Annotated in this window: 17 protein-coding genes; 9 read left to right on the top strand and 8 right to left on the bottom strand. The window is 69.0% G+C overall.

What is annotated here, in order from left to right:
• Positions 1-506: 506 nt before the first annotated feature.
• From ML01_RS28550 to ML01_RS10070, 4 genes are all read right to left on the bottom strand, one after another.
• Complete coding sequence (locus ML01_RS28550) at positions 507-689, bottom strand: hypothetical protein (RefSeq protein WP_156427638.1); 183 nt, start codon at positions 687-689, stop codon at positions 507-509.
• Positions 690-2,301: 1,612 nt separating this feature from the next.
• Positions 2,302-3,633 (bottom strand): MFS transporter, encoded by a 1,332-nt coding sequence (locus ML01_RS10080; protein WP_058555263.1) that lies wholly within the window; start codon positions 3,631-3,633, stop codon positions 2,302-2,304.
• Positions 3,634-3,741: 108 nt separating this feature from the next.
• Positions 3,742-4,356: a response regulator FixJ gene (fixJ, locus tag ML01_RS10075; protein WP_058555262.1), complete on the bottom strand. Its 615-nt coding sequence runs from the start codon at positions 4,354-4,356 to the stop codon at positions 3,742-3,744.
• Positions 4,353-6,914, bottom strand: coding sequence for an ATP-binding protein (locus ML01_RS10070; RefSeq protein WP_058555288.1), 2,562 nt, complete (start codon positions 6,912-6,914; stop codon positions 4,353-4,355). Before ML01_RS10070 ends, fixJ begins: the two co-directional genes overlap by 4 nt.
• A gap of 242 nt (positions 6,915-7,156) precedes the next feature.
• Between ML01_RS10070 and ML01_RS10065 the strand changes: the two genes are divergently transcribed.
• From ML01_RS10065 to ML01_RS10035, 7 genes are all read left to right on the top strand, one after another.
• Entirely contained in the window at positions 7,157-7,639 is a 483-nt protein-coding gene (locus ML01_RS10065) for an RDD family protein (protein ID WP_058555287.1), read from the top strand.
• A 36-nt stretch (positions 7,640-7,675) separates the two neighbouring features.
• Positions 7,676-8,335, top strand: coding sequence for an MBL fold metallo-hydrolase (locus ML01_RS10060; RefSeq protein WP_058555261.1), 660 nt, complete (start codon positions 7,676-7,678; stop codon positions 8,333-8,335).
• An 89-nt stretch (positions 8,336-8,424) separates the two neighbouring features.
• On the top strand, positions 8,425-9,264 hold the full coding sequence (locus ML01_RS10055; RefSeq protein WP_058555260.1) for a hypothetical protein: 840 nt from the start codon (positions 8,425-8,427) through the stop codon (positions 9,262-9,264).
• Between the two features lie 201 nt (positions 9,265-9,465).
• On the top strand, positions 9,466-12,336 hold the full coding sequence (locus ML01_RS10050) for a DUF349 domain-containing protein (RefSeq protein WP_058555259.1): 2,871 nt from the start codon (positions 9,466-9,468) through the stop codon (positions 12,334-12,336).
• A gap of 336 nt (positions 12,337-12,672) precedes the next feature.
• Complete coding sequence (locus ML01_RS10045; RefSeq protein ID WP_058555258.1) at positions 12,673-13,938, top strand: AAA family ATPase; 1,266 nt, start codon at positions 12,673-12,675, stop codon at positions 13,936-13,938.
• 2 nt (positions 13,939-13,940) lie between these two features.
• Entirely contained in the window at positions 13,941-15,038 is a 1,098-nt protein-coding gene (locus ML01_RS10040) for a hypothetical protein (protein ID WP_058555257.1), read from the top strand.
• A gap of 3 nt (positions 15,039-15,041) precedes the next feature.
• Entirely contained in the window at positions 15,042-16,733 is a 1,692-nt protein-coding gene (locus tag ML01_RS10035; protein WP_058555256.1) for a DUF262 domain-containing protein, read from the top strand.
• A gap of 24 nt (positions 16,734-16,757) precedes the next feature.
• Here the strand turns inward: ML01_RS10035 and ML01_RS10030 are convergent, their stop codons facing one another.
• Positions 16,758-17,075 carry a hypothetical protein gene (locus tag ML01_RS10030; protein ID WP_254045203.1) on the bottom strand — a complete coding sequence of 106 codons (318 nt, stop codon included), beginning with the start codon at positions 17,073-17,075 and terminating at the stop codon, positions 16,758-16,760.
• A 406-nt stretch (positions 17,076-17,481) separates the two neighbouring features.
• Between ML01_RS10030 and ML01_RS10025 the strand changes: the two genes are divergently transcribed.
• Both ML01_RS10025 and ML01_RS10020 read left to right on the top strand, forming a co-directional pair.
• The gene (locus ML01_RS10025; protein ID WP_058555255.1) at positions 17,482-17,748 is read left to right on the top strand and encodes a type II toxin-antitoxin system ParD family antitoxin; all 267 of its coding nucleotides are present in this window, start codon (positions 17,482-17,484) and stop codon (positions 17,746-17,748) included.
• Positions 17,749-18,051, top strand: coding sequence for a type II toxin-antitoxin system RelE/ParE family toxin (locus tag ML01_RS10020; protein ID WP_058555254.1), 303 nt, complete (start codon positions 17,749-17,751; stop codon positions 18,049-18,051).
• Positions 18,052-18,195: 144 nt separating this feature from the next.
• Here ML01_RS10020 and ML01_RS10015 read toward each other — a convergent pair whose 3' ends face one another.
• Genes ML01_RS10015 through ML01_RS10005 form a run of 3 tightly spaced genes read right to left on the bottom strand, consistent with a single transcriptional unit; the run spans position 18,196 to position 21,497 of the window.
• Positions 18,196-18,801 carry a thioredoxin family protein gene (locus ML01_RS10015; RefSeq protein WP_058555253.1) on the bottom strand — a complete coding sequence of 202 codons (606 nt, stop codon included), beginning with the start codon at positions 18,799-18,801 and terminating at the stop codon, positions 18,196-18,198.
• A 47-nt stretch (positions 18,802-18,848) separates the two neighbouring features.
• A complete protein-coding gene (locus tag ML01_RS10010) occupies positions 18,849-21,026 on the bottom strand; it encodes a protein-disulfide reductase DsbD (protein WP_156427637.1) in 2,178 nt (725 codons plus the stop codon).
• Between the two features lie 36 nt (positions 21,027-21,062).
• Complete coding sequence (locus ML01_RS10005) at positions 21,063-21,497, bottom strand: hypothetical protein (protein WP_156427636.1); 435 nt, start codon at positions 21,495-21,497, stop codon at positions 21,063-21,065.
• Positions 21,498-21,805 lie beyond the last annotated feature (308 nt).

Below are 21,805 nucleotides of genomic sequence, written 5' to 3'. Positions count from 1 at the left end.
CAATGCCCGTATGCAGCCGGCACCCAATGCAATTTCTGCTTGCGAAACAGAGCACAACCGTCTGCCATTTCAAGTACAGGGTGCCGTGCGAATAACTGTAACTGCAAACACGCGATTGAATAGCCACACTGACGGCACTGCTTGACACAGATCAAGCGAGACAATGAAATGGGCTTGCGCGACATGCCGCTTTTCGCACATGACACAGGGGTTTGCAACAAGATCGATAGCACAAATGCAGGAGGATTGACAATTATCAATCATGGTTTTTCATTAGTCTACGGAACGACCATTTAATTATTCATCTAATTGCCTAGTTAAGCATTTACTCAATTACTTGAGAGATGAGTAAGGAGGCCGACCTGCCCCCCCGCCTGGCGCCGATGCCAAGCGCGACGGGCAGCCGTAGCCGCCAAGCTCGGCAGTCAGGGCACAAACAGGAGGCGGCCTCGATCATCGTGCCGGCCACATCGCCTGCCGCACGCAAGCGGTTCGCACAGCGGACACTACTGCGCTGGGATCGCCGGCTTTCCAGCCGGCTCGCCGCCAGCGCGGCGGACCGGGATCGCCGGCTTTCCAGCCGGCTCGCCGCCGGCGCGGCGGACCGGGATCGCCGGCTTTCCAGCCGGCTCGCCGCCGGCGCGGCTCCATGCCGCGTCGGCGGCGTCCTGGCCGATCAGAGAGCACATGCGCGCTCGTCCGGCCGGCCGCGCGGCATGGGCAACCGCCCGGCTCCCGCGCCGCAGATCGCGCGCCGGGGGCATCGAGCCCCCGGCACGCGAAGCCGGCTGAAAGCCGGCGCTCCCAGTCGGCGCCGGCGCGGTCTCGAGCCCGCTTGTCGGGCATACCTCAGTTTGAGAGTTTGCAGATGAGTCAAGTGTACGACCACACCTGGGGGAAGGGCCGAGGGCCGAGGGCCGCGGGCCGAGGGAGCCTTCCTCGGCCCGCGGCCCTACAGCCGCCGCGCTCCGTAGCAGCCCCCGCGCGCTGGTCGGAGTGATGATCAAGGCCCAGGAGGCGAAGCGAAGCGGTCGACAGGCAGCGCCGCGGGTCGGGATCGGGTCGAGGTCGGGATATCGGGATCGGGATCGGGATCGCGGTCGGGGTCGGGGTCGGGGTCGGGGTCGGAAGGCTATCGGACTCAGCCGTGCCTAACGTGATCAAGAGGGGAGACGCAGAGAGGCTTCGTCGGGGGGAAGCGGCGCGGATGTCGTGGGGGCCTCCAACCCGCATACCGTCAGGCCAGGATGGCCGGGTTTCTACGTTGTCGTTGTCGTTGTCGAATATTGCACGGTCGACAACGACCTGACACGGTCTCGGGACGCGCGCACTGCTGCACGACGCCGACGCCGACGCCGACGCCGGGGAGCGCAGCGACTTTCGTTCGGGGTGGCATGCCGGTCAAATTTCCGGCACGCAGAAGCGCCACGTCGCACAATGACAACGCGGGTTGGAGGGCTGGAGGCTGAGGGTATTACGCGCAGGCGCTGAGAAACCCATGCCCTTCGATGCGCGTCGGCATCGCTGGGCATGGCTTCAGCGCGACCGCCCGCGCCGGAGAGGGCTCCGGCGCGGGCGCGGGTCGATCAGGCTGCTATCAGCTCAGGACGCCGTAGATGACGGCGGCGGCGGCGGCGATAAGCACGGCGATGGAGATGAGCTCGCCGGCGTAGAGTTGCTTCACGATGTTCAATGCTTTCATGGCTGGACTCCTGAACGTGGCGTGCCGTTGCGGCAGCGCATTGAATGATTTGCGACCACACTTCGGATACAGCTTGAGCAGTGTCCGCATCGTCGGCAGGGAGACGCGCACTCGACACGCGCTGCACCCACCAGTGGAAGTATTTTCTTATATTCCTAATTACCGAGCCATGACAATTGTCGTCAGAACCCATGGCACACCCTGCGATTAGTTGGTATTTCCACCCACTCACATCAGGGATCAGATAGGGCTACGCGGCCACGCCACCCGGTCAGCCGCCAAAAGCGATACGCACTAAGCTATACGCACTAAGTGACGGTTCAAAAACAACTCAAACACCTGTGTCGCCAAAGCCGAGGGCATCGACGACTGAAAAGGAACTACGAAACACGCGAAAAGCGCGAAAAATGCTCGGCCACCCGCCGACCTTTTCGTATGTTTCGTGTTTTTCGTAGTTAGAAGAAGTTGTACACCTTATTTCTGAGTCTTCACTAAGCGATACCCACTAAGCGATACCCACTAAGCGTCGAGGACCGAGCACCGAGCAGGGCCGCCTTAGCCCTGGGCCTCGGCCCTCGGCCCTTCCTCGCGCGCTTGCCTCAGCGCATCAAGCCGTCGGTCGCGCTGGTCGTGCCCAGCCGCGACAGCGCCGCCGCGTCGCGCCGCCCCGCTGCGACATCCACCCGCCGGAGCAGCAGGGCGCCGAGCAGGAACAACAGCAGCACGGGCAACAGCGACAGGCGGATGTCCCCCGCCAGCGCCGCGGTCGTGCCCACCAGGAAGGGACCCAGCACCGCCGCGAACTTGCCGACCATGTTGTAGAAGCCGAACAGCTCGCCGGTTTCGCCGGCCGGGATCAGGCTCGCGAAGAGCGAGCGGCTGAGCGCCTGGATGCCGCCCTGCACCAGCCCGATGCTGGCCGCAAGCGCATAGAAGTGCTCGACTCGGGTCATCTGCGTCGCCGCCAACACCACCAGCACGTAGACGCCGATGGCCGCCAGAATCGCGGGCTTCGGCCCGAAGCGGGTGCCGAGCCGGCCGAACACCAGTGCGGCCGGGAAGCCCACGAACTGCGTGATCAGCAGCGCGACCATCAGACTGGAGGACGCAAAGCCGAGGTCCAGCCCGTACTTGACGGCCATGAAGATGATGGTGTCTACGCCGTCGATGTAGAACCAGTACGCGAGCAGGAACAGGAAGGTGTTCGGCAGGCGCCGGATCTCGCGAAAGGTGGCGGCGAGCTCGCGGAAGGCGCCGCCCGCCGCGGCGGCAAGCGTGCGCTTGTCGCGCCCCCGGCTCTCCGGCACGTAGAGTGCGAGCGGCACCGAGAACAGCGCCCACCACAGCGCGACCCCCAGGAAGGCCGCCCGCACCGCCTCGCCCTCGTCGGCAAAGCCGAAGCTCGCGGGCGAGAGCACCATCAGCACGTTCAGCGCGAACAGCAGACCGCCGCCGAGATACCCGAGCGCGTAGGCGAGGGACGACACCCGCTCGTAGTCCGCCGGGGCGGCAACGTCGGTGATCAGTGCATCGTTGAACACGTTGCCGCCGAAGAATCCGAGCAACCCGGCCAGGTACAAGGCAAGCGCCGCCTGCCAATGCCCGGCACCGAGCCAGTAGAGCGCCGCGGTGGCGAGCACCCCGAGCAGCGTGAAGCCGAGCAGAAAGCGCTTCTTGGCCCCAAGCTGGTCCGCCAGCGCACCGAGCAGCGGCGCCGACAGCACCAGGATCAGGCTCGCGGCGCTGGAGGTGTAGCCGAGCCACTGCGTGCTCGCGCCGGCAGGCAGATCCTTCGCCCAGAACTGCGCGAAGAACACCGGAAAGAAGCCCGCGATGACGACCGTCGCAAAGGCCGAATTTGCCCAGTCGTAGAAGGCCCAGGCGAGAACCCGGCGCCTGGGGCTGGACGTGGGGCGCAGGCTGTCTTGCATCGGAAGCGATCGCTTGAAGGCAACGGTCAAGGGCCAAGGGCCAAGGTAACCGCGCGTTGTGGATGAATCCTGGTCCTTGGTCCTCGGCCCTCGGCCCTCGGCCCTTCCTCAAGCAGCCCCGCCCGCAATCAGCACCATCCGCACCAGCTCGGCCAGCGAGTCCGCGCGCATCTTGTCCATGACCCGGGCTCGGTGCACCTCGACGGTCTTGGCGCTGACGCCAAGCGCGGTTGCAATCTCCTTGTTCGACCTGCCATCCGTGACCATGAGCATGACCTCGTGCTCGCGCGGCGTCAGCTCCGCCATGCGCGCGGCGATGTCCGCCCGCTGCGCCCGCAGTGCGCGCTGCTTCTCGTCGTGCTGCAGCGCGTTCTTGATGCTGATGATGAGCGCCTCGTCGTCGAAGGGCTTCTCGATGAAGTCCACGGCGCCGCTCTTCATGGCCTTCACGGCCATGGACACATCGCCGTGGCCGGTGATCATGATCACCGGGATGCGCTGCTCGCGGCGCGCGAGATAGGCCTGCAGCTCCAGCCCGCTCATGCCCGGCATGCGCACATCAAGCAGGAGACAGCCGGCGCGGCCCGGATAGTAGGCGTCCAGGAAGTCCTGCGCGGACGCGTAGGTCTCGACGCGCATGCCCATGGACTCGATCAGCCATTGCAGCGAGCTGCGCATGGCCTGGTCGTCGTCGACGACGAAGACGGTCTCTTCTCGGCTCATCGTCCCACCCCCGCCGCCAGCGGCGGCTCCAGCTCATGTGCGATGTCGGCGGCGCCCTGCTCCGCGAGCGGCAGGCGCACCTGGAACATGGTGCCCGCGCCCGGCTCGGATTCGGCGCGGATCTCGCCGCCGTGGTCGTCGATGATGGTTTGACTGATAGCAAGCCCCATACCCATGCCGGTCTCCTTCGTGGTGTAGAACGGGTCGAACAGGTGCACCATGCGCTCCGGCGGGATGCCCGGGCCGTTGTCGACGACGCCGACGATGGCCTGGCCGGCACGGGCGCGGGTCAGGATGGCGAGCTCGCGCTGGCCGGCGGGGCGCATCTCCAGCGCATCCAGCGAGTTGCGCAGCAGATTCAACAGCACCTGCTCGATCTGCACCAGGTCCACGTTGACCGGAATCTCGCCGTCGGCGAGGTCCAGCGCGATGCGAAGCTCAAGCTTCGCGGTCTCAAACTCCAGGAAGCCGCACACCTCCCGCACCAGATAGTTGAGGTCCACAACACTGCGGATCGGCGCCTGCTTGCCCACCAGCGCCCGCAGCCTGCGAATGATCTCGCCCGCGCGCTGTGCCTGGGCGGAGATCTGCCGCATCGCCTCCACCAGCGGCGGTGCATCGAGCATGCCGCTTTGCAGGCGGCGGCTCGCACCCTTGGCGTAATTGACAATGGCCGCGAGCGGTTGGTTGAGCTCGTGCGCCATGCCCGTGGCCACCTCGCCCATGGTGCTGAGCCGGCACACGTGCACCAGCTCCGACTGGTGCTGGCGGGACTCCTGCTCGGCACGCCTCACGGCGGTGATGTCGCGGGCGTAGATGTTGACGTAGCCCAGGTCCGTGATGGGCACGAACAGCAGCGAGTAGATCTGCTCGCCCTGGTCGTCTTCGTGCTCGCGGTTGTGGCCCTCGTCAAGGGCCGCCTGCACCTCCTCGATCCAGGCCGCCGGCAGCAGCTCGCCCGGCCCGCTCGCCCAGGCGTTGGTCAGCGGACGGCTCGCCGCGTTGGCATAGACGATGAGCCCCTCGGCGTTCACGCGCAGGATCGGGTTCGGGCTCTCGCTCGCAAAGCGTGCGAGGCTCTTGATCTCGCGCTCCGCCGCCTTGCGCTGGGTCGCATCGTGGATGTACAGGGTGTAGACGCGCTCGTCGTCGATGTCGATGGGCACGATGGACATCTCCACCGGGAAGCGCGCGCCGTCCGCGCGCCGCGCCCGCAGCTCGCCGCGGGCGTGCGGGCGCCGCGCGCCCTGCTGGCGGCGGCCCGACTGCGACAGGATGCCGAAGAAGGCCGCCTGCTCGGCCGGATCGAGAAAGCACCGCGCGAAATCGCCATGCACCGCATCCGCCGCCGTCAGCCCCAGCATCGACTCCGCCATCGGGTTGTAATCGATGATGAGCCCGGCGCGGTTCAGCGTCACGATGGCATCGAGCGACGCCTCCATGATCGCCGCCTTCAGCGCCTCGGTCTCGCGCATCTCGTGGGCGTGCCTGCGGCTCATCTCCTCGCGCGCCTTCAGCACCAGATTCGTGAAGTGTTGGATCCACTCCTCCAGCAGCAGCAACTGGTTGCCGCCGCGCTTGAAGTTGGGCTGCTTGATGTCGAGCGCCCGCTGCGAGAAGCGCGTCATGCGCGTCAGCACCCGGTTCAGCCGCGCTGATACCAGATAGATGACGAGGGTGAACACGCCGATGAACACGAGCGCCGCAATCAGCCGCTGGTTGCGCTCGAAGTCCACCACCCGCTCGCTCATGGCGTCGACGCTGGAGTGCGGGATGAAGGTCGCAAACAGCATGTTCCAGTTGGAGCCTTCGTACTCCGGCAGCGACTGCGAGGTGATCACGAACTCATCCGCCCACTGTTCCATCTGCGTGCCCGGAAAGAGCTCCTGCGGCTCGTTGGTGGCGAGGATGCGCTGCTCGTCCGCATCCACCAGCGCGACGGCGGAGCTGTCCGCCGACACGCTGCCCTCGGAGGCGGCCAGGAAGTCCGCGTCGATGGGCACCACCACCACCAGATGCCCCATCCCGTAGCCGCCGGCGTCCTCGACGCGGTCGCTAACCACCAGATAGGGCTGGTCCCCGGCGCGGGCCAGCACCGCGCGCACGTCGTCGCCGGTGCCGGCCCAGCCGGGGCTCTCGGCGAGCATCTCCGCTGGCAGCGGCTCGTCGCCGGCTTGGTAGATCTCGCGCGCCTGCCCGCGGTTGTCCATCAGCAGCACATGGCTCGGCGCGAGGAGCGCGTTGCGGCCGAAGAAGTCCGGCAGCCAGAAGGGCTGGAACTGCTCATACACCACGGGTTGGACGGAATCCTCGGGGAACCAGAACAGCGGCTCCAGGTACTGCGCCAGGCGACGATGGTTGGCGAGCAGCCGTGCAGTTGCGGCATAGTTCGCCATGTACTGATCGAAACGCAGCAGGCTCTCGCGCGAGCGCAGATCGAGCCTGGCCGTGAGCTCCTGATTGAAGATGCGCTCCACCGCCCGGCTCTGCACCTGATCGAGCACGCCCCACACGCCGAGCCCCGCCAGGAGCCCGATCAGGATCGCGATGAGGGGCATCGGCAGGTGCCGTAGCAGCCGATAGATCGCAGGTTTGATGAAGAGTCGAGGCACGTTCACGGGACGGCTGTTTGCAGGATCAACGCGTTAGTCTAGCCGAAGCACGGCCCCCTGACGCCGCGGCCGCGCAGGCGCTCCACGCCAAGGCGCCGCCGCGCGCCCACCAACCCAACCGCAGTGAAGCACAGCGCCGAATAGACCAGATGAGTGACAACGAGCCCCTGAGCGCGCAGACTGAGCCGATGCTACAGAGCACAACCGAGACCGTCGCGCAAGACCTGTCCCGCGCCCGTGCGCCGGGCCTGCTTCGGCGGCTCGCGACCATGGCCTACGACCTGCTGCTCGTCTTCAGCGTGCTCGTCGTCGCCGCGGCGCTGTTCTACACGCTTTACTCCGCCGCCGCCGGCAGCGAGTCCATCACGGGGCCGGCGCGCTTGTTGTTCCAGGCCTACCTGCTCGCGGTCATCGCCGGCTACTACGTCTACTTTTGGACAGGGGGGCGGCAGACGCTCGGCATGCGCGCCTGGCGCACGCGACTGCTGCGGGCCGACGGCGAGAACCTCCGCGCCGCGGACGCCCTGCGCCGGCTCCTGCTCGCGGTACTCACCCTAGCCCCGGCCGGCGCCGGCCTGCTCTGGGTGCTGCTCGACCGCGACGGCCTAGCCTGGTACGACCGCCTGTCCGGCACCCGACCGGTGCTGACGCTCCAGAAGCCGAAGCCCTGAGCCCGGGCCTTCCTGCCAACCCGAGACGCGCGCCTCATGGACTACCGCATCATCCCGGTGACCCCCTTCCAGCAGAACTGCACGCTGCTGCGCTGCCAGGTGACGAATGCCACGGCCATCGTGGACCCGGGCGGCGAGCCCGAGCGCATCCTCGCCGCGCTGGCCACCATGCAGGCGGAGCCCGCGATGATCCTGCTGACCCATGGCCACATGGACCACGTCGGCGCGGCGCCCGCACTCGCGGCGCGCTTGGGCGTGCCCATTCTGGGGCCGCACGCGGACGATGCCTTCTGGCTCGACGCGCTGCCGCAGCAGGCACAGATGTTCGGCTTTCCGCCGCAGGAGCCGTTCCGCCCGGAGCGATTCCTCCGCGCCGGCGAGACCCTGGCGCTCGGTGAGCGGCGGATCGACGTGCTGCATTGCCCCGGCCACACGCCCGGGCACATCGTCTTCTTCGATGAGGAGGCACGCCTCGCACAAGTCGGCGATGTGCTGTTCGCGGGCGGCATCGGCCGCACCGATTTCCCCCGCGGCAACCATCGCGACCTGCTGCACGCCATCCGCGAGCGGCTCTTTCCACTCGGCGACGACGTCCACTTCGTCCCCGGCCACGGACCCATGAGCACCTTCGGCGAGGAGCGGCGCAGCAATCCTTTCCTGCAAGCGGGAAGAGAGGGGCTAGGGGCTAGGGGCTAGGGGCTAGGGGCTAGGGAGCCCGCCTCGGCCCTCGGCCCTCGGCCCTGTCTCACTTGCGATCAATTGCTCCAGCTTCATCCGGAACAACCATGCCCAAGACCGACTGGCGCGCCCGCGGCGACCCGCCCCCGAGCGCCTTGCACCCGCCCCCGGATGAGCTGCCGAACGACCCGGCGGACGACGACCGCCGCAACCGCGGCAGGCGCAAGGCCGGCCCAGCGCAAACGGCCGCAGCAGGCAAGCGCTTCATCGAGCCCTTCCCGTTCACCGCCGCCGAGCGCGAGGCCATTGCCGCCGACCTCGCGCAGGCCGGGCTCGGCGACACCACGGCGCGGGAGATCTTCATCGGGGCGATTGCCTACGACTTGGCCGTGCTCGACGACGCGCTCGGCCGGCGGCCGGCGCCGAGCGCAACCGCCGCGCCCGAGCCCGCGATGGCACCGGAGGCCGGGCCACCGGCAGCCGACGCAGCCCAAACCGAGCCCGAGCTTGCCCGCCAAGCCCACGCGCTCGCGGCGGCCCTGGACGCGCTCGACGCCGCCAGCCGCTCACGCCTGTCCGCGGCGCTCACCGACGGCGACCGCTATCGGCGCGACTACGGCGGGGCCTATTTCGACGCACTGACCGGCGAGATCAAGCGGCTCGCCACCGCCGCCACGGCGCTGTCGTGCCCTGCCGCACCCGGCGCAGCGCCGCCGCCCAAGCCACGGCGCAAGCCGCGCGCCGCCTCAATGCCGGCGCGGCGCTCGCCCGGGGACATCGCCACGGGCTTCATCCGCCATGCAGCAAAGGTGTATGAGCAATGCTTCGACGCCAAGCCGACGCCGGACGGCGCCTTCGCGCGCGCGCTCGGCAGCATCGCCGCGACCACGGGTATCCCGATCCCGATTGATCCGACCCTGCTGCGGCGTGCCCTCGGGGCCGACTGAGAGCCGGCGAGTTGAACCAAGGGTCAAGGACGGCGGTCCCTCGGCCCTCGGCCCTCGGCCCTTGGCCCTTGGCCCTCGGCGCCGGCGCCATCGCAGGCCAGCCCCCATTCACCGCCACCAGATCAAGCCGGCCGGCATGGCAACGTCGCCGCTCCCCTATAATCCGGCGCTTTGCCCCGCCGCCCCAGTGCCTCGTCGCCGATGTTCTTCAAGCAGCTCCTCGACAAGACCCGCGGCCGTCGCCAGCCGGACCCGGCCGCGCTCATCGACATCGCCCGCAACGCGCCGGAGACCGCCGCCCGGCGCGACGCCTGCCATGCGCTGGTGCAGCTTGAGGTGCTGCGCGACATCGCCGCCGACGATGCGGACGCGGGCGTGCGGGACCTCGCCGGGGCGCGTTACCGCCGGCTCCTGTGCGGGCTCGATGAACAGGGGCCGGCGCTGGCCGAGCGCAGCGCGGCGCTGGCCGCAACCGACGACCCGGTGCTGATCGCCCATGTGGCGCGCGAAGCCTCGGAACCCGAGCTCCGGCGTGCCGCCATCGATCGGCTGCAGGACCCGGAGCAACTGGCCGCGAGCGCCGTCGATGATTCGCTCGCCGCCAACCGCCTCGCCGCCGCCGAGCGCATCCATGACCGCACCGCGCTAGAGCAATTGCAGCGGCGCACCGCCAAGCGCGACAAGGGCGTCTACCGACTGGTCAAGGACCGGCTTCGGGCCATCGCCGAGGCCGAAGAGCGCCCGCGCCGGCTGCGCGCACAGGCCGACTCGATCTGCGAGAAGCTCGAACGCCTGGGTCGCTTCGACAGTTGGAGCCAGGACCAGGCGCTGCTGCAACTGCTGGACCGCGATTGGGCCGCCCTTGCGGCCGACGCCGGCGAGCTGCTGGATGATGAGCGCCGCGCCCGTCGCGAGCGCTTGCGCGCCGACTTCCTGGCCCGCTCCGCCGCGCATGCCGACCAGCACGCGGCCCAGCGTGCCGCCGTCGAGGCCGACGCCGCCCTGGCCACGCACCGAGACGCCTTGGTCCGGGCGCTGGCCGACTGCGTCGCCATCGACGATCTCGACATCCTTGCCGCCCGCCTCGACGAGATCGACCGCGATTGGCAGGCGGCTGACCCCGCCGTCGCGCCGGCCAATCTGCGCCGCGCCCATGCCGACGCGCTCGCCGCCGCCCACGAGCACCGCGAGCGCCTGCAGGCCGGGCGGCAGCACGCTCAGGCCGCCGCGGCCCTCGCCCACGACGCCGAGCAGGCAGCCGGCGCCGGTGAGCTCGACCCCAAGCGCGTGCGGGCGCTGGAGCAGCGGCTCGCCAGGCTCGCGGCCGAGGGTGCGGTACCGGAGGCGACGCGCGCGGCGGTCAACAAGATCGTCGAGCGGCTCGACAAGCACCGCGAGCAGATCCGCCGCAAGCTCGCCGCGCTGCCGGAGCGCCTCGCCGAGCTCGACCGCCACTTCGCGGACGGCCAGCTCAAGCACGCGGAGCCGCTGTATCAGAGCATCCGCGCAACCCTCGACCATGCGCGCTCCGCCGGGCTGCCCGCCGCGGACAGCGCCGCCGCCGAGACGCATCTCAGGTGCATCGAGCCGCAGTTGAAAGAGCTGCAACGCTGGCGCCGCTGGGGCGCGGACACCCATCGCCTCGGCCTGTGCGAGGAGATCGAGCGGCTCGCCGCCGACGTCGCGCACGAGCTGGAGCCGCTCGCGAACCACCTCGACCGGCTCAGCGAGGACTGGCGTGCGCTGGACCGCAACGGCGCCCCGGCCGACGACGCGCTATGGCAGCGTTTTCGCATCGCCGCCGAGCACATCCGGGAGCGCTGCAAGCCCTTCTACGAGGCCCAAACCAAGATCCAGGCCGCCAACCGCGCCCAGCGCCTGGCGCTGTGCGAGCAGCTCGAAGCCTTTCTGGACCAGGTGGACTGGGAGCGCATGGACTGGAAAAAGGCCATGCGTGCCGAGCGCGAGATGCGCCAGGCCTGGGCCGCCCTCGGCCCGGAAGCGCTGCCCGCCGCGGGCCGGCGCCGGCGCGGCGAGCGCCCGCTGGAAGGCCGCTTCCGCAAGTCCCTGCGTCGGCTCGACGAGGCGCTGAACGCCGAGCGCGAGCGCAACCTCGCCGAGCGCCGCGGGCTCATCGAGGAGATGCGGCAGCTCGCCGACGCCCCGGACCTGCGCGCCGCCATCGAGGCCGCGAAGGACGTGCAACGACGCTGGCAGCCCACGGTGACGGGCCGCCAGCGGGACGAGAACGCGCTGTGGCAGGAGCTCCGCGCCGCCGCGGACGCGGTCTTCCAGCGCCGCGACGCCGAGCAGCGGGCGCAGCATGCCGAGCTCGATGCCAACCTCGCGACCCGCGACGCCATCTGCGCCGCGCTGGAGGCCGCCGCGGCGGCGGCGCCGGACCCCGACGCGCTGCGCCGGGCGCTCCGCGAGCAGCACCGGCGCTGGCGCGACACCGACGCGCTGGCGCTGCCGAAGGCCAAGCTCCAGGCCCTGCGCCGGCGCTGGCAAGCGGCGGTGGAGACGGCCGAGGCAAGGCTTGATGCGCTGACCCGGCAGGCCGACTGGGCGGCCCTCGATGCGCTCGCCGCACGCGCCGGCTGGTGCGACGACGCCGCCCGCGGGCTCATCGCCGCGGCCGGCACCGGTGCCGACGCCGCCGCGCTGCGCGCCGCCTGGGAGGCACTGCCGACGCTCGACGACGACGCGGCGCCGGCCAAGCGCCTCGAGCAAGCCGCAACGCTGATTCTCGCGGCCGCCGACGGTGACGAGCCCGCACTCGCGCGCCTGCGGTCAAGTTTGCCGCAGGCGATGCAGGAGCGTCGGGCACTCTGCCTGAGACTGGAAATCGCCGCCGGCGTCCCGTCGCCGCCGGCGCTCGAGACCGAGCGCATGACCCTGCAGGTGCAGCGCCTCAAGGCGCGCATGAGCGATGGCGCAAGCACGGACAGCGGCGCCGGCAGCGACGAGCCCCTCGCGCTACTGCGCCAGTGGTATGCAGCCGCCCCCGCCGCCGCCGCGCCGGACCTGGAGGCGCGCTGCGCGCGGGTGCGGGAGGCACTGGCGGGCTGAGCGAGGCTCCCCGGCGGCCGCACCCCGCCGCCACGCCCGTTGAACGGGCATTTGCTCGCGAAGCGCGCTGCCGCGAAGTCCGCCGTTGCAGCGCCCTTCAAGCGTGGCGGGCAGCACCGGCGGCGCGCTCGCTTGCGCGCGCATCACCGAGAATCCTTGCCTGCCGCACCGGCCGGTAGGGAAGCGGGGTTGTGGTCGCAGTACACACGCCTCCCGGAGGGCTATTGCCGGAGATTGGAGCTCGGGGCCCGCCCCCAACGCCCGCCCCTTGACGTCCGCGCTTGCGGTTTAGAATCCGGGCTTTGCGACAAATCGCGGACCACCTTCCCAATCGCCATGTTCAAACTGACCGGACTCTCGACGGGCGGCTACCGCGCATTTCCAGACCGGCTCGACTTGGAGCTGCGCCCGCTGACCCTGCTGTACGGGCGCAACAATGCCGGCAAGAGCGCGGTGCTGAGACTCCTGCCGATCCTCGCGGACTCGGTGGCCGACGGCGCGACCTCGCCCTTCGACATCGGTCGGGTCGCCGGTGCGGGCGCGAGCTTTCTGGATGTGCCGGCGCGTGCCGGCAAGGCCGCGGGACTCAAGCAGATGGCGCTGGCGCTTGACTGGAGCGATGACGACGGGCAGCGCTGCCGCGACGGCTTCGTCATCAAGTACATCGACGAGGCCAACCAGACCATCATCGCGGGCTACAAATGTTCAGGTCCGGACGGGCTCACCTTCCGCGCGGCCGCCGAGCCCTGGCCGGAGCATGAGAACTATCGCGTAAGCGCGGATAACGGGTCGGACGAACAGGTCGTTCAGCCGCGTTTCGCCGGGTTGGTGCCGGCGGCCGACCCCGCCCTGCCGCCGGCGCTGGCCGCGCTGCGCGGGCGATTGCTGACGCTGCGTGGACAGATTCAATGGCTACGATCCGTGCGGTCACGCTGGTCACGCCTGGTCACCAGGACGGGCCGCCGCTTCGGCCTGCTCGACGCCGACGGCGCCAACGCCGCGGAGGTCGTCGTCACCGACCCAGCAGTATTCGACGACGTTGCCGCTTGGTACGCCCGGCCCGAGATCGGGCGGCGCCTAGAGCGAGCCGAGGCCACAGTCGGGCAGCCCATGCACCGGCTGTTGCTCAATCCGAGCAGCGGACCTTTGCGCGACATCGATCTACTCGATACCGGCGAGGGCATGATCCAGGTGCTCCCGGTGCTTGTCGCCTGTGCCTTGGCGCGCGCACGCGGCAGCGCCGGGATACTCGCCGTGGAGGAGCCGGAAAGCCATCTGCACGCCAACGCCCAGCAGGCGTTGGCGAACCACTTCTGCGAAATCGCCTCCGGCGCAGACGCACCGACCATCGTCGTCGAGACCCACTCCCGCGTCCTGATGCTCGGCGTGCAACTGGCCCTCGCCGAGGGGCGTTTGGCGCCGGAGCGGGTGCGGGCCTATTGGATCGACCAGGAGCCGACCGGCGAGAGCATAGCGACACTGGTGAAGTTCGACCGGCACGGTCGCCCGCTCGGGGGTTGGCCGCAGGCCGCGTTCGATGAGGATCAGGCGCTCGCCCGAAGGTTGCTGGATCAGCAGTTGCAAGGTGGCGCGTTCGGCTGATCATGCGCGTCCTGATCGATGCAGCATTCTTTGCCGGTCCCGAAGCTGAAGACCCGGCGTTTCTGAATCTGTTCGCGCTGGCAAGTGATGGCCGGCACGTGATCTTGACCCGCCCGGCGTTCGTCCCGCGCGGGCCGAGCGCGATCGAGCAATGGCTATCTCAGTTGCCGACCCGAACGGCTGCCCAATTCCGTCAGGTACTGAGCCAGGGACCGGACGCCGCAGCACGGATGCCCGCGGGGGCCGTCGGCATCACGGTCGCCTCGCTCCCATCTTCGGACTGGTCGGCGGGCCAGCTCTGCCTCCCGGACGCGTTGCGCCTGCTGCAAACGCCACTGGGCGTCATGGTCGAGAATCGCCGAGCCGACTGGCGCTTTCTGCTCGCGCTGGCACCGCTCGCCCAACGCGACCACTTGCGGCGGGCGCTTGACCGCGGCTGGCTGGAAATCCTGCACGCTGGTGGGCTGGGGGAAATGAAAGCATGGCTCAAAGATCTGGTGGAGCAGCCCTTTGCGTCGGCGAGCAACGCTGCGAGGTTATTGCGCTTGTGGGTGATGTTCGATCGCGATGCCGACCCCGCGGACCGCAGCCAGCCTTCGCGTGCTTCGCTTGCGATGAAGGACTTGTGCCAATCGGCGCCCGAGCGACCCTGGCCCTTGGGCCACCATCAACTCGACCGGCGCACCATCGAGAATTATCTGCCTGAGACGGCGCTGCGCCGTTGGCAGTCCGACAAATCCGGCGCGGAAGGCACGAAGCGTCGGAAGATGGCCGATGCACTGTGCAAGCTGCGCAGAGACAAACCCCAGGCGGCGCGGCAGTACAACATGAAGTCGGGCCTGCTCGCGGATTTATCTCCGGCTGTCCGCAAAGAAGTTGAAGAGAAGGCACGTCGGATTCAGGATGCCGATCTCGATCCGTTGTTCCACGGTTTGTCCGACACCGATCGTGGCGCATTAAAGAACGGCTTCGGCAAGAATATTGCGGCGTATCTGGAGCATGCCTCGGAAGCGGACTTTCGCCGCGAATTCGAGCGTAATCGTGCGCCGGGCGAGCCCGACCGCGAGACCATCCTGAACACCTTGCTCGCGAGGCTCTAGCCCATGGCTGAACTGTTCGAGACGCCGCAGGTGCCCCGGCTTTCGGCCCTGCTTGCGCAGGTCAGGAGTGGCGCGATTCTGATCCCCGACTTTCAGCGCCCTTTCGAGTGGGACGACGATCGCCGGCTCGATCTGCTCGACAGCGTGGACAAGGAGATGCCAATCGGCGCGATCCTGGTGTGGCGCACACGCGACCACGACCTTGGCTGCCTGGACACCCTAGGCGCCTTTCGCCTGCCCACCCTGGCGGGTTCGCAGGTACCGCGCAGCTACCTGCTCGACGGGCATCAGCGCCTCGCGACTCTGTACGCGGCGCTGAACTGGACGGCTGACCCTAGCCCGCTGTTGGCACAGGGCGTGCGCTGGCCGGTCTGGTACGACCTGGCGGCCGAGCCCGGCGACCGGCCGTTCCGTTTCCTTGCGCGCAACCGGCAGCCGCCGCCGACCTGGCTGCCGATGCACGCCCTATTGGAGCCCAAGCGCCTGTACGAGCGCCAAAGGCGCCTGCTCGACGCCGGGCTCGACGACGAGTCGCAGCGTGCGGAACTGCTCGCGAACCGCTTCAAGGATTACCAGATACCGGTCGTGCCGCTAGTCAGCGAGGATCTGCGCCTGGTTACAGATAGCTTCGTGCGAGTGAACAGCGGCGGCAAGCCGATGAATGAGACGCACATGGTCCGGGCGCTGGCCTCTGCCGACGGCTGTCACGTCGAGACCAAAATTGAGGCACTGCGCGCGGAACTGGAGCCATATGGGTGGGGCGCACTTGACGAGCAGATCTTCCTGAATGTGCTGAAGATCCGCTGGGGCCTGAACATCTTGGACGCTGCCCCGTCCAAACTGAATGGACTGGTCAAGAAATACGGCTGCACCAAGGTGTTCGACGACTTGCGGCAGGCGGTCGGATGGGCAGTCCTGTTGCTCGCCGATTTCGGCGTCCGCGGCCCGCGTGCGCTGCCCTATGCGGCCCAGCTCGTCGCCATCGCCGAGCTAGGTCGACGCCTAAAGGGCGAAAACCTCGATCTGAACCAATACGGTACCGTGAACCGCTGGTTCTGGGCTACGACCTACGGCGAGTACTTCACCGGGATGTCGGGCAAGCGCATTCGTGAGGCCATTGACGCCCTCTGCCAGGCCGTGACCGACGGCAGCGACCCGATACCGACAGATCTGATCCGCAAGATCGATCCCATCCGCACCTTCAACTTCCGCGCGACACGCACCAGGGCGCTCGCCTTGCAGATGACCTGGAGAATCGAGGATGAACAATTGCGGGAACGTACGCAGCGCGCCCTCGGTGAGCAAGGGGTGGATGCAGTTCATCGGCTCTTCGCAGGTCGCGAGGGGACCCTGCCTGAGAACAGGATCGTGGCCCTGCCCGAAGAGCTCCAACATGTGCGGCAGGAGTTGAACCCAATCACGGAATTGCTGATTCTGCCGCAATCGGAGACGTCCGGCGCTGCACGCGAGGCAATGCGCGCGGCACGACGCCAGATGTTGCCTCAATATCTGATCCCGTTGGATGCCCCGATGGCGCACTACCACAATCGGCCGGGTGGAGAGATTCCGGACGCCGTCGATCGCATCCTGGCCGCCCGCCGAACCCTGATCGACGAGCTCGAACGCGAGTTTCTCGAATCACTCAGCTTCACGCTGGGCGGCGAAGAGGCGACGGACAACGGCGGCGACAGCTAGCACCCCTGCATCGCCACCGACGCCTCACGGCGCCGCGCCGACGCGCGTCGCCTCCGGCACCTCCACGAGCTCGCCGGTCTTCACGTCGTAGATGTAGCCGTAGATGGGGATGTCGCCGAGCACCAGCGGACGGTTGCGGATGCGGGTCACGTCGTCCACCACGCTCTGGGCGTTGTTGGCGATGCTGAGCCAGTCGATGTAGTTGCCCTCCGCGGAGCCCGGGCCGTCGCCGGAGTCGTGCCAGCCGAAGGCGTCCACCGTCGCCGTCTTGAGGCTGGACGCGAGCAGGCCGCGCATGACGTCGTCGGTGAACGTCTCCATGCCGCAGTCGGTGTGGTGCACGACGATCTACTCCCGGCTGCCGAGCAGCTTGTTGGAAAGATTGTCACGTAGCCCGTTTGTTCGCGCACACGCAAAGGGTTCTCGCGCGGGTTATTGCGACAGAGGCTCGGGAACGCGCTCGACATCTTGAGGCAATTTCCGGGCATGAAGGATCGCGTCGGGATCGCGTCGACCGAGCGGAGCCAGCCGCGTCGGCTTGCGCGCGCCGGACGACGGATCGCGTGCCGGGGACCAGATCCCTCTCCCCCGAGTGCCCTTCCCTATATCCGATCAGATCCTGCATCGCAGCGGGAAACCGCCGCCGCACACGAACCCCGTCCCAATGGAGGGGACTGTCGAAATTTGCTCATTCTTGACAACATGCCCTGCGCGACTTAGAACCGGGAGGAACAAAACGCAGCGGTTCATGCCCATGAATGTCAACTTGCCCCCCCAGCTCGAAGAGCTTGTCAGGCAGAAAGTCGCGTCCGGCCTCTACACCTCGGCCAGCGAGGTCGTGCGGGAAGCCTTGCGTCTGCTCGAGGAGCAAGACCGCATCCGGGCCGTGACGTTGGAGCAACTGCGGCAAGACATCCGGGCGGGGCTGGACAGCGGCCCCGCGACGCCCTGGTCTCCCGAGGAGGCAATCCGGGAAGGCCGCCGCCGCCGCGCCGGGCGACTCGGCGAGGGTTGAATGCCGATAGTCCTCAAACGCCCGAAGGTCCTCGGCGATCTTGCCGAAATCTGGGATTACATCGCCGACGACAGCGAGGCACGGGCGGACGCCATCGTTGCGGCGATCGACGCCAAGTTCCGAACCTTGTCGCAGCCCCCCGCCATGGGTCGGCGGCGCGACGAGCTTGCGCCCGGGCTACGTAGTTTCCCGGCGGGGCGGTATGTCATTTTTTACCTGCCGCTGACCGATGGGGTCGACATTGTGCGCGTGCTGCACGGATCCCGGGATATCGAAACCGTCTTTGCCGCGGATGAGGGATAGAGCCTTCGGCGATTCCTAAGCATCGCGGCACCAAGTTTGTGAGCGAGCGAAATGGCGTCGTCGCCCGCCCGCGTTGCGATCACCTGTGCGCCGGCCTCGGCGCTGAGCGCGGCGCTGCGACGAAGCGCCTGCGCTGCTGCGCCGTCAGTACTTGACGGAGCAGCCATAGGGCCTGGTCACGGCCTGGCCAACCGGATTACCCGCCGCAAGGTCGGCCATCGCGAGCCGAACGTAGTTCTCGGCGCCGTCGATATCGGCCTTATCGGTGGTGGCCTTGTCGTCGATGCCGCCCATGTAGACGAGCACGCCCTCCTTGTCGATGACGAACATGTGCGGCGTGGTGCGGGCAGCGTAGGCCTTGCCGATGCTCCCGTCCTCATCCAACAGCACGGCGCTGGGCGCGGCGTCGCGGGACTTGGTGAGCGCGTCCGCCTGCGCCGCGCTGACATGCCCCTGCTTGCCGGGCGCGGAGGAGATCACCGACAGCCAGGTGTAGCCGGCGCCCGTCGCCTCCTGCTGCAGCGCCCGCATGTTGCCGGCGTCGTAGTGCTTCACGACATAGGGGCAGTCGTGGTTGGTCCACTCCAGAATCACGGGCGTGCCCTTGAGCTCGGCGAGGGACCAGGTCTTGCCGGCGGTGTCGGTGCCGCTGAAGTCGGGCGCGGGCTTGCCCGCCTCGGGCGCGGCCAGGGCGGGGCCGGCGGCGACGGCGATGCTCAAGAGCGCGGCGGTGGCGATGGAACGAAGCATGATGGATGTCCTCAGGTCGGTGCGGTGAGTGGAACGCGCGGGGTCTGTCAGCCGGCGCCGATGCCGGCGAGCACGCTGGCCTCGGTCAGCACCTGCGGCAGCAGGCGGGGCTCGCCGCCCGGCGGATAGAACACGTAGATGGGCACGCCGTTGCGCCCGAACCCCGCGAGATAGTCCGTGATTGCTGGATCGCGGTTGGTCCAGTCGCCCTTCAGGTAGACCACGCCCTGCTCCGCGAAGGCGCGGGCGACGGCGCTGCCGCTCAGCGCTACGCGCTCGTTGACGAGGCAGGTGATGCACCACGCGGCGGTCATGTTGACGAACACCGGGCGGCCCTCGCCGCGCGCGGCGCTGAGGCGCTCCGGCGAATAGGGCTCGGCGGGCAGCATGGCCGTGCGCGCCGGTGCCGCGGCGCTCTGCATCGCGGCGGCCGAGCCCAAACCCGCGTTGCCCGCGCCCGCCGTCGCGCCGAGCCAGAGCGCACCGGCCAGACCCGCCAGCGCGACCCCGGCGCCGACCCGCGGCCAGGGTGCCCGACCCAAGCGCAGGCGCTCGTGCAGCCAGAGCGCGAAAGCGAGCAGCAGCGCGCCCGCAAAGCCCGCCGCCAGCCCCGCGGTGCCGGTCTGCACCGCGAGCACCCAGAACAGCCAGGCGGCGGTGGCGAACATCGGGAAGGCCAGCGCCTGTTTCAGCGTCTCCATCCAGGGCCCGGGCCGCGGCAGCGACCGCGCCAGCCCCGGCAACAGCGCGAGCAGCAGAAACGGCAGCGCCATGCCGAGCCCGAGCGCGAGCACGATGGCGAGCGCGGCGAACCAGGGCACGGTCATGGCATAGCCGAGCGCCGCGCCCATGAAGGGCGCCGTGCAGGGCGCGGCGACGAGTGCGGCCAAGGCGCCGGTGGCGAAGGCGCCGACGTGGCCCTCCTCGGCCAGCGCGCGGTTGTCTTGGCCCAGGCCCATCAGGCTGGTGCCCAGCGTCAGCGCACCCGCGAGGCTCATGCCGAGCACGACGAAGAGATAGGCCATCAGCGCCACGAACAGCGGCGACTGCAGTTGAAAGCCCCAGCCCACGGCGGCCCCGCCCGCGCGCAGCCCGAGCAGCAGGAGCCCGAGCGCGAGGAAGAAGGTCAGCACGCCGGCGGTGTACGCCAGCCCATGCAGCGCCCGATGCCGAACCCCCGCCCCACCCTGGCCCGCGAGCCCGAGCGCCTTGATGGCCAACACCGGGAAGACGCAGGGCATCAGGTTCAGCACCAGCCCGCCGAGCAGCGCGAAGCCCAGCGCCAGCGGCAGGCCCAAGTCTGCGGCGCCCGCGGTGGCGGACCCCGCGCCCGGCGCTGCCGGGTCGGTCAGGGGCGCGGCGCCGGTGGCGTCGATGCCGAGACCTAGCGTCCGACCCGCCGCGACCACCCGGAGCAGCCCGGTCGCGGGCACCGATGCCGCCGCCTCGCCGGGCTTGAGCCTAAGCAACAGCGTCGCGCCGTCGTCGCCGAGCGCCCACGGCTGCGGCGCGGCGTGGTCGATGAGGCCCCAGGTGTCGGCGAAGAAATGGGCGTCGGCGATGTCTGCAGGCAGCGCCGCGGCGGGCACGCGCAGGGTCAGCTCGGCTTCGGTGCGCTCCAGCCCGGCGGCGATGACGCCGGACTCGGGCAGCCGTTGCCGGGCGTCCGCGAACAGCGCCGCGCGCGGACTGTCTGCCGGCGCCGGCGCCACGGCCTCCGCCGTGGCAAGGGTCAGCGCGAAGCGACCCTGCTCCGGGACGCATTCCTCCTCGCAGACGAGCCAAGTGGCGTCGGCGGCGATCTCCACCGGCTCGCCGGCGGGCCAGTCGGCGGGCACCTCGACCTCGACGAGATGCACGGCGCGGTCCGAATAGCCGTAGTTCACCAGCGGCCCCACCGCAATCGCCGCCGGCACGGGCCAGCGAATGTCGCCGACCTCGACGCCGTCCGGCACCTGCCAGCGGATACGCGGCGGCTCGCCGGAGTCGCCCGGGTTGCGCCAGTAGGTGTGCCAGTGCGCGCGGATGTCGAGCACCAGCGCGAGGTCGAGCAGCTCGCCCGGAACCACGGTATCGACCTCCGCCAGCAGCCGCGCGCGGACGTTGTCGGTCAGCAGCGGCGCGGAGGCCGCCGGTCCGTCGAACAGGGCACTGTCGATGGCGGGCTCGGCGGGCGTGCTGGCGCCTGCCGGATTCCACACGAGCAATAGGCAGAGCAGCAGCATGGACCTTGGAACCATCGGCGTCGGCCCCGCGCGCCGTCAGCGGGCACTGCGCCGGCCGCGCCGCTCCAGCCGGCAGGCCAGCATGGCATCGGCCGCGGCGCCGAAGGGTATCTCTGCGGCACCGCCGTAAGCGGCCACGACCTGCTCCGCAAGTACCGCGACGTCGGCAACCGGCGCGTCGCTGTCGCTGCCCGCGTCGAGTAGCCGTCGCAGCCCGACCAGGCCGCCGGTTTGGATCTTCACGAGCACGCTGTGCGGCGTCTGGGTCAAGTCGTCTTCGACGCCAAAGGCCGCTAGACCGGCTTGCTTGAGCCCGCCGATGAGCCCGAGGCAACGCGCGTGCGCGTCGGCGCGGTCGCAGTCGTACTCGGCGCCGCCGCGGCGCACGACCTCGACGGCGGCGGAACAGGCGGCACGGCCCGTGGTGATGGGCGCAGCGAAGGCGCACTTGCGTGCAGCGGTGTCGGTCATGGGCAGGCGGTCTTGCGGGTTGGGCGGCACGTTGCGTGCATTGAGCTCGCGCACCTTGGCACTTGATCTCAGCGCTTCTTTGACTGCGCGTCGGTTAATGCGGCTCGGCCGCGCGAACCTCAAGCGCGCAGAACGCGGTCGGCCCAAGGCGCAGCAGCCACCCGTAGGGCACGACGCAGGCGACGAACCCGAATCCTGATTGCGGAAAATACGAACCTTGCCGAGGGCAATAACCCAGCAATCCCCCCGGACAGCGGGTTGCGTTTTGTCAATTTTTTATGCAATGTGCCCATGCCTTGTATTGAATT

Origin of the sequence: Thiohalocapsa sp. ML1 (assembly GCF_001469165.1) — a bacterium.
Taxonomy (GTDB): domain Bacteria; phylum Pseudomonadota; class Gammaproteobacteria; order Chromatiales; family Chromatiaceae; genus Thiohalocapsa.
This window is presented reverse-complemented; position numbering and strand designations above follow the sequence as displayed.

Coding starts and splice junctions, on each gene's coding strand:
- ML01_RS28550 (WP_156427638.1), bottom strand. CDS start 689: ATGTGCTCTCTGATCGGCCAGGACGCCGCCGACGCGGCATGGAGCCGC.
- ML01_RS10080 (WP_058555263.1), bottom strand. CDS start 3,633: ATGCAAGACAGCCTGCGCCCCACGTCCAGCCCCAGGCGCCGGGTTCTC.
- fixJ (WP_058555262.1), bottom strand. CDS start 4,356: ATGAGCCGAGAAGAGACCGTCTTCGTCGTCGACGACGACCAGGCCATG.
- ML01_RS10070 (WP_058555288.1), bottom strand. CDS start 6,914: ATGCCCCTCATCGCGATCCTGATCGGGCTCCTGGCGGGGCTCGGCGTG.
- ML01_RS10065 (WP_058555287.1), top strand. CDS start 7,157: ATGCTACAGAGCACAACCGAGACCGTCGCGCAAGACCTGTCCCGCGCC.
- ML01_RS10060 (WP_058555261.1), top strand. CDS start 7,676: ATGGACTACCGCATCATCCCGGTGACCCCCTTCCAGCAGAACTGCACG.
- ML01_RS10055 (WP_058555260.1), top strand. CDS start 8,425: ATGCCCAAGACCGACTGGCGCGCCCGCGGCGACCCGCCCCCGAGCGCC.
- ML01_RS10050 (WP_058555259.1), top strand. CDS start 9,466: ATGTTCTTCAAGCAGCTCCTCGACAAGACCCGCGGCCGTCGCCAGCCG.
- ML01_RS10045 (WP_058555258.1), top strand. CDS start 12,673: ATGTTCAAACTGACCGGACTCTCGACGGGCGGCTACCGCGCATTTCCA.
- ML01_RS10040 (WP_058555257.1), top strand. CDS start 13,941: ATGCGCGTCCTGATCGATGCAGCATTCTTTGCCGGTCCCGAAGCTGAA.
- ML01_RS10035 (WP_058555256.1), top strand. CDS start 15,042: ATGGCTGAACTGTTCGAGACGCCGCAGGTGCCCCGGCTTTCGGCCCTG.
- ML01_RS10025 (WP_058555255.1), top strand. CDS start 17,482: ATGCCCATGAATGTCAACTTGCCCCCCCAGCTCGAAGAGCTTGTCAGG.
- ML01_RS10020 (WP_058555254.1), top strand. CDS start 17,749: ATGCCGATAGTCCTCAAACGCCCGAAGGTCCTCGGCGATCTTGCCGAA.
- ML01_RS10015 (WP_058555253.1), bottom strand. CDS start 18,801: ATGCTTCGTTCCATCGCCACCGCCGCGCTCTTGAGCATCGCCGTCGCC.
- ML01_RS10010 (WP_156427637.1), bottom strand. CDS start 21,026: ATGCTGCTGCTCTGCCTATTGCTCGTGTGGAATCCGGCAGGCGCCAGC.
- ML01_RS10005 (WP_156427636.1), bottom strand. CDS start 21,497: ATGACCGACACCGCTGCACGCAAGTGCGCCTTCGCTGCGCCCATCACC.